Origin of the sequence: Treponema sp. C6A8 (assembly GCF_000619925.1) — a bacterium.
GTDB lineage: Bacteria > Spirochaetota > Spirochaetia > Treponematales > Treponemataceae > Treponema_D.
On the sequence record NZ_JHVB01000008.1, the window covers coordinates 100,315 to 113,800 of the forward strand.

Below are 13,486 nucleotides of genomic sequence, written 5' to 3' on the forward strand. Positions count from 1 at the left end.
TTGTTTCCGGCGGAAACCGCCGGATTATCACTTACTAGAGGCTTAGCGTGAGTCGCTAAGTTTGCTTACGCAAACTTAGCTTACCCATGCATCACTAAAGTGATGCATGGCAAGTACGAGCGATAACGTCGTCCTGCTGCTCTTTTGTAAGGTTGATGAAGCGTACAGCGTATCCAGATACACGAACTGTGAAGTTAGCATACTCAGGTTTTTCTGGGTGTGCCTGGCAGTCCTTAAGTTTTTCAACACCGAATACGTTTACGTTCAAGTGGTGAGCACCTGTGTGACCAGAATCTGGTCCCATATCAAAGTAACCGTCAAGAACGTTTACAAGGTTTTCAACCTGTTCAGCCTTATCGTGTCCCAAAGCAGATGGGTTGATAGTCTGTGTATTTGAAATACCGTCCAAAGCGTAGTGGTATGGAAGCTTTGCAACAGAGTTCAAAGACTTGATAAGACCCTTTGTTTCTGCACCGTAAGATGGGTTAGCACCTGGTGAGAATGGAGCACCAGCTGGGCGTCCGTTAGGAAGAGCACCTGTAGCCTTACCGTATACAACGTTAGAAGTAATTGTAAGGATAGATGTTGTAGGCTCAGAGTTGCGGTATGTTGGGTGACGTTTAATCATTCCAACAAATGTCTTCAAAAGCCATACAGCGATTTCGTCAGCGCGGTCATCATCCTGACCATAGCGTGGGAAGTCACCTTCAACTGTGAAGTCTTTTACAAGTGTTACGTGATCAATTACGTTTCCAGCCTTGTCTTTAACTTCTACCTGTTCACGGTTAACCTTAACTTTTGCATATTTCATAGCAGAAAGTGAGTCAACTACGTGAGAGAAGCCTGCGATACCAGTAGCGAATGTACGTTTGATATCTGTATCTTCCAAAGCAAGTTCAGCTGCTTCGTAGTAGTATTTGTCGTGCATGTAGTGGATTGCGTTCAATACGTTTACATAAACGTCAGCAAGCCATTCGAGCATTGCAAGGTATTTCTTTTCAACTTCTTTGTAGTTAGAAGCATCAATAACGTCTGCTGTGATTGGAGCATATTCTGGACCAATCTGCATACCCTTCTTAAGACCTTCATCTTTACCACCGTTGAAAGCGTAAAGCAAAGCTTTTGCAAGGTTAGCGCGGGCACCGAAGAACTGCATTTCCTTACCAGTCTGTGTTGCTGATACACAGCAGCAGATTGAGTAGTCATCACCCCAGATTGGGCGCATAACATCATCGTTTTCGTACTGAACTGAAGATGTATCAATAGAAATCTTAGCACAGTATTTGCGGAATGATTCTGGCAGTCTCTTAGAGTAAAGGATTGTCAGGTTAGGCTCTGGAGAAGGTCCCATGTTTTCCAGTGTGTGGAGGAAGCGGAAGTCGTTCTTTGTAACCTGTGAGCGTCCATCCTGTCCAAGTCCACCAACTTCAAGAGTAGCCCAGATTGGGTCACCAGAGAAGAGCTGGTTGTAAGATTCGATACGAGCAAAGCGTACCATGCGGAGCTTCATTACCAGGTGGTCAATGAGTTCCTGTGCTTCTTCTTCTGTAAGTTTTCCGGCAGCCATATCGCGGCTGATGTAGATGTCGAGGAATGTTGATACACGACCAACAGACATAGCAGCACCGTTCTGAGTCTTGATTGCTGCAAGGTAACCAAAGTAAAGCCACTGTACAGCTTCGCGTGCGTTAGAAGCAGGTTTAGAAATATCATAACCGTAAGCAGCAGCCATTTCTTTCATGCCTTTAAGAGCATTAATCTGGTCTGTTACTTCTTCACGGAGACGGCAAACGTCTTCGCTCATTGTGCCATCACCGATGTTAGCAAAGTCTTCCTGCTTGTATTTGATAAGCTGGTCAATACCGTAAAGAGCTACACGGCGGTAGTCACCAACGATACGTCCACGACCGTATGTATCAGGCAAACCTGTCAAAATGTGAGCAGAGCGAACTGCGCGGTGCTCTGGAGTGTAGATATCAAATACACCCTGGTTATGTGTTTTGTGATATTCTGTGAAGATCTTCTTAAGTTCTGGATCTACTTCATAACCGTACATCTCACAAGACTGTACAGCCATGTTAATTCCACCGTAAGGCATGAAAGCTCTCTTCAAAGGTTTATCAGTCTGAAGACCTACTACCTTTTCAAGTTCTTTTCCTTCCGGACAAATATATGCAGCACCGTAAGCTGTAAGACCTGTTACAACTTTTGTTTCAAGGTCAAGAACACCAGTTCTCTTCTTTCCATCTTTACCGATAGAAACCTTGTTGTGTTCTTCTTTCTGAAGTTTCTGAAGTTCATCAAAAAGTTTTTCTGTAGCCTTTGTAGGGCCTGCCAGGAATTTTTCATCACCATCATAAGGTGTGTAGTTATTCTGAATAAAGTCACGAACGTTTACTTCTTCTGTCCAAAGACGTCCCTTGAATCCTTCCCATTCTGGTCTTAAAGTCATATAAACCTCTTTTCACCGGTAACTTTACCGGAAGATATATTTACAAACTGGCGCCCAATTTTATACTTTCCCGTGAAAATACAAAATACGCGGAAAAACTTTCCCTAGCGTCATTCATGTACATATTAATACTTTTAACACTATATATCAAGCGATTAAAGGAGGGAGAAGTCTCTCCCTGCGGCCGCACTTCGTTGCGGTCTCCCCTCTCTGCGGGGACACCCCGCAACGCCCCGTTTTTACAGTGTATATCTCTCTTCCGCCTTTACTATTTCCACGTTCGGGAAGCCGTTTTCGTGCAGGTGATTCTGGAAAAACTCCTGTGCATCTTTTTCTCCGTGTACCAGGAAAATCTTTTTGAGACGGCTGGTATCTATACCTTTCAGCCACTCAGTCATTTCACCGTAGTCGGCATGGGCTGAGAAGGCATTCATAAGTTCAACCTTAGCTTTTACCTGATACTTATCACCAAGAATCATAACTTCTTCTGCGCCGTCACGGATTTTGCGGCCGAGAGTATTTTCTGCCATGTAGCCGACAATCATTACTGTATTTCGCGGATTTGAAATATCGTTGGCAAGGTGGTAAAGGACACGTCCTGCTTCGCACATTCCGTCGGCAGTTATGATAATCATAGGGCCTTCTTTTTTATTCAGGGCCTTTGACTCTTCAATGCTGGTAGTATAAGTCAAATCTCCAAATCCAAAAGGATTTTTATGATGCTTGAGGAAGGCTTCGTTTACGCTTTCATCATAACATTCAGGGTGAACGCGGAAAACGCTTGTTGCATTAACTGCCATAGGAGAATCCACATAAATAGGCACATGAGGAATCTTTTTCTGTTCAATAAGGCGGTGCAAATAGTAAACAAGCTCCTGAGCACGCTCAATTGCAAAAGAAGGAATTATGATCTTTCCCTTACGCTGGCAGGATTCGCGTACCACGCGGATAAGCTCCTTCATGGCAATATCATGATCCTGATGAAGCTTATTTCCGTAGGTAGTTTCCATAAAAATATAATCAGGAGCTGGCATGTCAAGGGCAGGATTTCTGATAATCGGCTTGCACTTGCGTCCTATATCACCTGTGTAAAGAATACGGGTTTCCTTTTCCGGATTTTTACGGTCAGGATTTACGGTGACACTTGCAAAGGCAGAACCAAGAATGTGTCCTGCATCAAAGAATTCCAGCTGAACACCAGGGGCAACCGGCATTTTTCGATTGTAGGAAATACCAACAATCTGGTTGGCAACTGCAACACAATCCTCTTCACTATAAAGAGGCTTCCATTTGAATTTTTCGCCTTTTTTAGCTGCCTGCTTTGCAAGGAACTCAGCATCGCGGGCCTGAATACGGGCAGAATCCATCAATACAAGATTTGCAATATCGCGGGTGGCAGGGGTTGCATAAATATTTCCCTCATAACCTCTTTTTGCAAGAACCGGAAGAAGACCACAGTGGTCAAAATGTCCGTGAGTTAAAATAACGGCATCAAGATCATCTACATCAAAATCAAAATTACGGTTCTTTTCATCAGATTCCTTACGTTTACCCTGAAAAGCTCCGCAGTCAATCATAATGTAACGGTCATCAAGCTGAAGTATATGTTTAGAGCCGGTAACTTCTTCTGCTGCTCCAAGTGAAAAAGATTTAATAGTCATAAAGAACCTCCTTTGATGCAGTTTATTCTATTATAATGCTCAAATTCGCAGCGGGCAAATTTTATTCAAACAGGGCGGCAATTTCAGCCTTGTAGATTTCAGCAATCCTGAAGCGCATCATTTCCAGCTTGGCACTCAGTTCTACGCCCGCTTCAAATGATTTTGGAAGCAGCTTGAATTTGTAGATTTTTTCGCACAAACGGAAACCGTTAGCAGCTGTAATCTTTTCATTGATAACGCCCTGAATAAGCTCAATAATTTCAGGCAGAGTAAGAAGATTTTCATAGCTGGTATAGGCAAGATTGTTCTCTGTCGCAAAGGCAATAAGAGCATCCCTTACAGGAACAATCAGGGCGCCAAGATATTTTTTATCCTGACCGGTAACCATAACGCTTTCTATATAACTGCTTTCAAGAATTGCAGCTTCGATAATTCCAGGCTCAACGTTTTCTCCGTCCAAAAGAACGATTGTATCTTTTGCGCGGCCTGTAATTTTAATTTCATTATCAAGAGTCATCATTCCAAGGTCGCCGGTATTAAGCCAGCCAGCCTGATCGAGCACCTTTTCTGTAAGGTCAGGGCGCTTGTAATAACCCTTCATAACCTGAGGCGAACGCAGCACTATCAAGCCCTGTCTTCCTGGTCCCAGATGCTCCATGCTTACAATATTGCCGCCTTCTTCTGCAACAATGCGGACCTCCATTGTAGGGAAAATAACACCGACAACACCAGGGCGAGGATGGCGGTAATCACGGAAGGAAACTACAGGGGCAGTCTCACTCATACCGTAGCCTTCCAGAAGATTCAAACCGATTGCTCTGTAAAAATCATCAATATCTTTTTGAAGGGCGCCGCCACCCGAAATTGCAATATTAATTCTTCCGCCCATTTTTGCCCGGATTTTTCTGAAAACCAGAATGTCCCCAAGCTTATGGAAAGGCCATAATACAAGCCATGGAATAAAGCCGATTAAGCCGTCAAAGAAGCGGCAGCGCTTTTTAAACTGAGGAATATTTCCAAAAACGTAGTCGCGCATTTTTGCGTAAAGCGAACCGACTGCAATAAAAAACTTAAAGAGCTTGTAGGTAACGCCGCCGGTCTTTTTCATTGTGCGGATAACACCGGATGCAAGGGCCTCCCAAAGGCGGGGAACGCCGCAAATCCACTGAGGGCGGATAACTGCCATATCAGGAAGAAGAACAGGGGCAGCCGGCTTTGAATAGGCAAGACCGCACTTCATATGAACTGCAACATACTGAATAAGGCGTTCAAAAACATGCCATACAGGAAGAATTGTCATCCACCAGTCACCCTGCTTACAGGTAATAAAATCATGGATTACAGAAAGCTGACTGATATAGTTATTGTGAGTCAGCATAACGCCCTTTGGAGTTCCGGTTGTTCCAGAAGTAAAAATCATCGTAGCCACATCATCAGGGGAAGTTGCTTCCATTTCAGCTTCAATTTCAGCTTTTTTTGCATCCGGATTTTCTGCAACAATCTCAAGACCTTTTTTCATCAAGTCTTCAAAGTAAAATACCTTAAGACCTGCCTGAGCGGCACGAGCCTCTCCTTCCTGACTCATAGGGTCAAACAAAATTACAGTTTTTAAGAGAGGCACTTCTTCTATTTTTTCAAGGATTTTTCCCAGCTGTTTTTCATTTTCAAAAACGCCATAAGCACAGTCGGCAAAGGAAGTGATAAAACGCATTTCAGTTCCCATGGAATCACAGCCACGGGGAACATCAGCAGCGCCCAGACACAGAATCGCGTAATCGGTTATAAACCATTCGCGGCGGTTATCGGACATAAGGGCAATGTTATCGCCGCGTTTTACTCCGATTGAACGCAGGGCATGGGCAAAGGCAATTACAAAATCATAAAACTGAGCATAGGTATAATACTGATATGCTCCGTCTTTATCTTTAGCTGCCTGAAGGTAAACATCAGGACATTCTGCCACCCTTGTTTTTAAAAGCAAGGGCAGATTCTTAGGAAGAGTGCGTTTTGTAAACTTCATAAGAAAATTATAAGGCAGACTCCGCGATTTAACAAATTAAAACTGAATCTTCTTCCCATGAAAGAGAATAAGACAAAAGTTTACAGTCTCCACCGGAAAGATCCGGGCTTTCTTCAAGGTAAACCTTTTTCAAATCCTGCATAGGATAGATTTCAAGCTCAAGATTTGCAAAATCAATGTTGCGTTTTGCATAACGCTTGAGACCGATATCCCAGCTGAGTTTAGCATCCATAAAGAAGTGATCATCAAGCAGCATTTTCTTGCCGTCAACAAGACCGTAAAGACGGGCTTTGTCACCAAGATAGTTAAGTTTTACAAAGCAGTCGCCGGAGCCATTTTTCTTAAGCTGATTTACAGCAGCCAAAGCATCAATGCTGTAAAGAGTTTTGTCAGAAGAACTTTCCTTTTCCTTTACGATAATATTTGCACTGAACTTTTCTGCCTCGCGTTCGTAGCAGGCAAATTCTACAGCAGGCAAATCTTCTGCAAGGTTCTTGTTGACGATGCCAGTTTTCTTAAAGCCTTCAGGAATCTTCTTAAGTTCAGGGTAAGCGTAAACTTTTACTTTGCCCTCGCTGACTACATGAACTTTTCCCTTTTCATCAGTGAAAACTCCGCCTTCAGTAATAAGCAGGCTGCCGTCTGCAAGTTTCCATGAGTTCAAGGCATCTTCTCGGCTCAAAACAAGATATTTTGCCTTAGAGCTGTCTGCGGCATTTTCAAACTGGAAGAAATTCTTGCCAGCCTTCTGATTTTTGCGGACATAGAAAACTGTTAGGCCGTCTGCAAGCTTGCAAAGAGGACTTACCATTGCAGTTCGAACCTTCACTCCGCCAAATTCCATATTAAATGGAAGGAAGAAGTAATCCTTATTTGCAACATCAAATGCAGGGAATTCACTTCCGTCTGGAGCCTTAATCTTGCAAGCCTTGTGTTCAGTCATATCATAAAGGCGGACATAATTATTTACAAAAAGATAGCCCTTTTTACCGTCTGTACGGAAGGAATAGCGCAAATCTTTTGTGTTATCCGGCTGAATAGGATTATCAGAAGGAATATCAGCAGCAAGAGCACAGAATTCTTCGCCAAAATCGTGAACAAAACTTGCATAAAGTTTTATTTCACGCAAAGTGTCGCTCATCTGACCATATTCACGGATAGGAGCGCGGAAGTCATAGTTCTTTTCCGGTAAGTCATTGAGATAGCCGGTAGCCTTGCTTTCCTGCAGGGTTGTAAGCTTTCCGTCAGGGTTTGTACCGCCGTGGTACATATAATATCCCAGAAGATTACAGCCGCTTCCCATTTTAGAAAGAGTCATTGCACCTACATCTTCTGAACGGGCAATTGTACGTCTGTGGGCAGTTACCTGAAGTCCGCCGCCAAGTTCTGCAGTAAGATAAGGGAACTTAGAAGCATCAAAAGTAATTCCATAGCCTAAGCCGTGGTCACTTCCGATATTGTGATCATTACGCTCGTAAGTAAATACAAAGTTTCCGCTAGGCTCAATTTTTGTAACCCGCTGATCCCATGGCGCATCGCAGTAGCCGCCCATTACAGGAAGCATACCACCTGTTCTTGCCCCACCCCAGCCGGTTGCAGTATACAAAGGCACGTTAAAGCCGACTTCTTTTGCAATCAGCTGAAGGCGTTTCATATGTTCGTCACCGCTTTCGTCGCTGAGACCGCCGCAGTGCCCGTACTCATTTTCAATCTGCACGCCAATAATTATATTGTCGTCCTTTTCAGGCTTGCAGAGAAAATCCTTGCTTTCCTGGTAAAGTCTTTCATACCATTTGCGGACAATTTCAAAATAACGCTCGTCGTTTTCACGCAAAGGAAAATCTTTTTTCAAAAGCCAGTCTGGGAAGCCGCCGTTGCGGGCCTCTGCATGGCTCCAGGGACCAATTCTAAGCAACAGCTTTACGTCACAGTCGCGGCAGGCCTGTAAAAAGCCCTTCAAATTGCGGTCGCCGGTAAAATCATACTGACCTTCAATTTCTTCGTGATGAATCCAGATTGTATAAGCCGAAACAATATCAACTCCGCCGGCTTTCATCTTGTTCAGAGACTCGCGCCAGTACTCGTGCGGATAGCGCGAATAGTGAATTTCTCCCATAACCGGGAACCAGCGTTTTCCATTACGGAAAAGCGACCTTTCATCAAATGAGAATGCGTTCATAAATTAATCCTGTGTTAAGATTTCCGGGCCAGGCCCGGAAATGACATTTTTATTCTTTTACTGCTGCGCCGCCAAAGCTTGTAATCATTGTTTTCTGAGTAAAAAGGAAGAAGATTACAAACGGAATTACGACAATCAGCGAACCGGAAGCAAAAGTTGTGAACTCGTTCTTCTTATCTGTTACAAAGCTGAAGAGTCCAAGAGCAAGAGTCTGTTTTTCCGGCGAACGGAGAACCATCTTAGGGAAGATAAAGTCCATCCAGGGGCCGATAAAACTTGTAAGAGCAAGGAAGGTAATAATAGGGCGTGTAATAGGAAGGATAATCTGTACAAAAGTTCTGAAGTTTGAAGCGCCGTCAATTCTGGCAGCTTCATCCAGGTTCTTTGAAACAGTATCCATATAGTTCTTTACAAGCCAGGTATTGTAAGGAATATTTCCGGCAGTATAAACCAGAACAAGTCCCCACAAAGTATCCATTCCACCAATTCGCAAAAGAATTACGTAAATTGCAATCATACCAACGAAAGAAGGGAAAATCTGAAGAATCAGAAGGGCCATCATCATTGATTTTTTGAAAGCAAACTTAAAGCGGCTGAAAACATAAGCACTTAAAGAGGCAGTAATTACAGTCAGAACCGCAGTCCAGAAAGCAATAAACAAAGTATTAAAGAACCAGTGAATGTAATCTGTCTTAAAGAGCAGATGCTTAAAATGCTTGAGGGTAAAGCCATTTGCAAAAGGAACGATACTCATCTGGGCAATATTATTTCCAGGTGCAAATGAACCGCTGACAACATAAACAAGCGGATAAATAACAAGGAATGAAATAATCGCAAAAATAAAATAAATTACACCTTTGTTAATTTTATCTGTTAACTGATTACCAACTTCTTTCATTAGACTTCTCCTTCCTTATAGGCTTTTGTATTTCTGAAGTTGAAAATTGCAAATGGAGCAAGAACAATAAAGATCATTACTGCAATTACCGAAGCATAATTGTACTTCATCAAGGTTATAGTCAACTTATAAATCCATGAAACCAAAATATCAGTACCACCGGCAAGAGTTGTTGTTGAATCAGAAACTGTTGGAGCACCGCCAGTAAGGAAGAAGATGGCGCCAAAGTTGTTGATGTTGTGGGCAAAACTCATAATGATAAGAGGCATTGTCTGATACAAAACCAGAGGCAAAGTAATCTTTCTGAAAAGCTGAGTCTTGTTTGCGCCGTCAATGCGGGCAGCTTCATACATATCTTCAGAAATGGCAGTCATGGTTCCCATAGAAAGAAGCATAAAGTAACCAAAACCAGCCCAGAGGTTTACAAGTACACAGGTAAACTGAGCCATTGTAGCAGTTCCAAGCCAGGGAATTGTCTTATCAGGAGCCAGAAGGCCGATAGCCTGAAGGGTTCGGTTAATAGTACCAAAAGTTCCGTTCAAAAGATTCTTCCATACAAGAAGACTTACTACGCCAGGAACAGCATAAGGAAGAATAAAAATAAAACGGAAATATGGAGCAATCTTTACATTAATTTCTCTAAGCTGAACGGCAACAATCAAACCGCCAAAGTAGCAGGTAAAGGTTGAAAGCACAGCCCAGATGAAAGTCCATGCTGCAACACGGGCAAAACCCTTTGACCAGGTTGCGTTACCACCCATAAGGTCGTGGAAATTCTGGAAACCAACCCAGTCCACAGTATTTGAAGGCGGAATATTATTAGGAGCGGAATAGTTTGTAAATGCAACGCAGACAGAGAAAAGGAGCGGAACAATTACAAAAACTACAACTATAATGAAACTTGGAGCCAGACCAAAAATCGGGAATGACTTTCCAAATGTTGTATTCAAGTGTTCTTTTTGATTACCAAAATAGCCTTTTCGGCAATATTCTTTGTAATCTTTTGATGCGCTTTTTACGGAAAGAATGTAAACAATGACAAAAATAGCAACAATAGCCAGCATCAAAATACCGTCAATCAGCATGAAGACAGAATTGTCGCGAAGTTTAATAGGTAAATCATGCTGCGGTGTACCTAAAGTTACAAGGTTAATAAGTTTTTTGATTGTATTAGGCAGATATGCAATAAAAGCTAACTCACATAAAGCAAAAAAAATGCCTTTTACAAAATCATGCAGAAAAATAAGATGGGAAAGTCCCATAAACAAGGATGCAGTTACTTTGATTTTAAGTCCGGAACTGCCATCTTTCGGTAATTCTTTTGACATCAGCGTCCCCCAAAAAGAATTAAAAGCAGGATTTGTGTAAAATCCTAAAAAATCCGGAGCCGGAAAAACCAGCCCCGGAAATCACATATTTTCAGGCTAAATTATTTGCCCAAGATTGTTTTGTTACAAGCATCAAGTTCAGCTTTAATGTCAGCGCCTTCCCAGATGTTTACAGAAGCGGCATTCATAGCTTCCCAGTACAATCCCATTTCAGGAATAGATGGCATTGGGAATGCGTAGTTCAACTGCTCCATAAATCCGCTGAGGTAAGGACTTGAAACTTCAACGCTTACAGAAGGAACTGTTCCTGTAAGTTCAAAGCGGAGTTTCTGCATTTCTGGAGTAAGAAGGAATTCAGCAAAAGCTTCTGCTTCTTCAGGATGTTCTGTATAAGCAGAAACGAACATAGCGCGTGTTCCAGAGAATGATGAACAAGGTTTTGTTTCACCAGGAAGTGATGGAAGAGCCTTAACACCAAAGTTTACACCAGCATCTTCAAATGGTCTGATGTTCCAGAGACCTGTAATATGCATAGCAGCATTTCCGGCAGCAAAGTTAGAGTCACAAGTAGAAGTATTCAAGTCAGCAGCAGGAATGTTGATTGATTTTCTGAGAGACTGGAAGAAAGTCATACCCTTTACAGAAGCATCAGAGTTGATGTTTGTAGAAGTTGTATCTGTACCTGTAGGTCCAAAGAGGCGGTTTCCTTCAGCTGTTGTAAATACGATTGAGTAGTAAGCGTTTCCTACATCCATTACAAAGCCCTGTTTTCCAGGATTCTTAGCATTGAAGTCTTTTGCAAAAGCTGCAATTCCTTCCCAAGTTGTAGGAACATCTTTTTCTGCAACAAGGTCCTTGTTATAGAAGAGAGCATATGTTTCAGCAGAAACAGGGTAACCGTACATTTTTCCGCCGTATGTAAGGGCTGTAGAACAAGCACCCAAAACCTGCTTTTTAACTGCATCTGGATTTTTTGTTGGAAGTACGTGACCACCAGTTACCAAAGTACCAAGTCTGTCGTGTGGAGCTGCAAACAAATCAGGTCCTACTCCAGCAGGTCCGTCAAGTGCAATCTGAGTAACTGCATCACCAAGTTCAACGTTTACAAATTTTACTGTAACGTTAGGGTTCTTCTTATTGAAAGCTTCTCCAGCCTGTCTGATGAACTCGTCAGGACCGTTTGTAGATTCCCAAACAGTAAGTTCTACTTTTTTACCAGAAGCTTTCTTTGCGCCACAAGATGTGAAAGCCAATCCAGCAACTGCAAGGCAAGCAGCTGCTCCCCAAATCTTTTTGTTCATAAAAATCCTCCTATTTTAGAACAAGTCGGGCATTTGCCCAAAATTAGCATTTTTTTTTAGTTCTAAAAATATCATACAATGTTAATCAACACGTGTCAATTTTTATTTTACTCAAAAACAATGCTTTTTTAGCTTATAGTATTCTATCACGGTTTAGTTAAGCGGTAAACTAAAATTTTCAAAATTACATAAATTTTTATATGTGCTATCAAATAATCAGAATATGATGTAAAATGCCCCTTACATGAAGACATATTTTTTTGAAACATACGGCTGCGAAATGAACATTGCAGAATCGGCAGCCGTAGAACAGCTTTTAATCGCCCGTGGCTGGACAGTGGCAAAATCAGCGCAGGTTGCAGACATGGCAATCATCAACACCTGTTCAGTACGCGAAACCGCCGAAAACCGCATTATGGGCCGCCTTGGCTGGTTCAACGGACTTAAGGCTGTTCGTGCCAAAAAGCTTGGCGCAAAAACAAAAATGCTGGACGAAGCCGTAGAATACGTTAGGGACGGCGCAAAACCTCTTACAATCGTCGTAATGGGCTGCATGGCAGAGCGCCTTTTGAAAACCTTCCAGAAAGATTACCCTTTTATTGATTACGTCGTTGGAACTTACGCAAAGCATCATTTTTCAGAAATTATTACAGCTGTGGAAGAAGGCCGCAAGCCTTTTGAAGTTGACGACAGCGAGCTTTACAAATTTGCAAGCGTTTCCGCAGAGCCCGGCGCCTTCAGCACTTTTGTACCGATTATGCACGGCTGCAACAATTTCTGTACTTACTGCATCGTCCCTTACGTTCGCGGTCGGGAAATCAGCCGTCCGGTCTGCGAGATTTTGCGCGAGCTGGACATTTTGAACGGCTATGGCGTAAAGGAAATTACGCTTATCGGTCAGAATGTAAATTCATATCAGGATAATGACACCAACTTCGCCGGGCTCCTTCAGCTTATTGCAGACCACCTGCGCGAAACAAAATCGGGCATTCAGTGGGTTCGCTTTATGTCATCACATCCAAAGGATTTTACCGACGATGTAATCGACGTTATCGCAAAGGAAGACGTTATCTGCCGCCACATTCACCTGCCTGTTCAGCACGGCTCTACTGCCGTTCTTAAGGCAATGAACCGCCGCTACACCCGCGAGCAGTATCTGGACCTGGTAAGCAGAATTAAGGCCCGCATCCCGGATGTTTCCCTCACCACAGACATTATGATGGGCTTCCCGGGCGAAACCGAGCAGGACGTAGAAGATACTCTGGACTTAATGCGTCAGGTAAAATACGAAAGCGCCATGATGTACTACTACAATCCCCGCGAAGGAACTCCAGCTGCAAAAATGGAACAGCTTCCGGAACAGGTTCGCAAAGACCGCCTGCAAAGGGTAATCGATTTGCAACTTGAACACACCCACGAGCAGATGATCAAACGAGTTGGCAGTGTAATGAAGGTCCTCGTAGAAAGCATCAGCCGCGACGACAAGACAGAACTTCTTGGCCAGACCGAACAGCACGAAAAGGTGGCATTTAAGGCTGAAAAGAGCCTTATCGGTAAGTTTGTTGACGTAAAAATCACCGAACTCAGTGGCAACACATTCCGTGGTATCATAGACAGGTGTTAGGTTATAGGTTATAGGTTATAGGT

General features: G+C 42.9%; 8 protein-coding genes. 1 reads left to right on the forward strand and 7 read right to left on the reverse strand.

Going from position 1 to position 13,486, the window contains the following annotated elements; all coding sequences use genetic code 11:
* Positions 1 to 94 precede the first annotated feature (94 nt).
* The 7 genes from pflB to T530_RS0108225 form a co-directional block, all read right to left on the reverse strand.
* Entirely contained in the window at positions 95 to 2,452 is a 2,358-nt protein-coding gene (pflB, locus tag T530_RS0108195; RefSeq protein ID WP_027728591.1) for a formate C-acetyltransferase, read from the reverse strand.
* 239 nt (positions 2,453 to 2,691) lie between these two features.
* The gene (locus T530_RS0108200; protein WP_027728592.1) at positions 2,692 to 4,113 is read right to left on the reverse strand and encodes an MBL fold metallo-hydrolase RNA specificity domain-containing protein; all 1,422 of its coding nucleotides are present in this window, start codon (positions 4,111 to 4,113) and stop codon (positions 2,692 to 2,694) included.
* A 61-nt stretch (positions 4,114 to 4,174) separates the two neighbouring features.
* On the reverse strand, positions 4,175 to 6,133 hold the full coding sequence (locus T530_RS0108205; protein WP_027728593.1) for a long-chain fatty acid--CoA ligase: 1,959 nt from the start codon (positions 6,131 to 6,133) through the stop codon (positions 4,175 to 4,177).
* 28 nt (positions 6,134 to 6,161) lie between these two features.
* Entirely contained in the window at positions 6,162 to 8,312 is a 2,151-nt protein-coding gene (locus T530_RS0108210; protein ID WP_027728594.1) for a beta-galactosidase, read from the reverse strand.
* A gap of 49 nt (positions 8,313 to 8,361) precedes the next feature.
* Positions 8,362 to 9,210 (reverse strand): sugar ABC transporter permease, encoded by an 849-nt coding sequence (locus T530_RS0108215; protein WP_027728595.1) that lies wholly within the window; start codon positions 9,208 to 9,210, stop codon positions 8,362 to 8,364.
* Entirely contained in the window at positions 9,210 to 10,538 is a 1,329-nt protein-coding gene (locus T530_RS0108220; protein ID WP_027728596.1) for a carbohydrate ABC transporter permease, read from the reverse strand. Before T530_RS0108220 ends, T530_RS0108215 begins: the two co-directional genes overlap by 1 nt.
* Positions 10,539 to 10,639: 101 nt before the next feature.
* Positions 10,640 to 11,839 (reverse strand): maltose ABC transporter substrate-binding protein, encoded by a 1,200-nt coding sequence (locus T530_RS0108225; protein ID WP_027728597.1) that lies wholly within the window; start codon positions 11,837 to 11,839, stop codon positions 10,640 to 10,642.
* 244 nt (positions 11,840 to 12,083) lie between these two features.
* On the opposite strand from T530_RS0108225, the gene miaB reads away from it, so the two are divergent.
* Positions 12,084 to 13,463: a tRNA (N6-isopentenyl adenosine(37)-C2)-methylthiotransferase MiaB gene (gene miaB, locus T530_RS0108230; protein ID WP_027728598.1), complete on the forward strand. Its 1,380-nt coding sequence runs from the start codon at positions 12,084 to 12,086 to the stop codon at positions 13,461 to 13,463.
* Positions 13,464 to 13,486 lie beyond the last annotated feature (23 nt).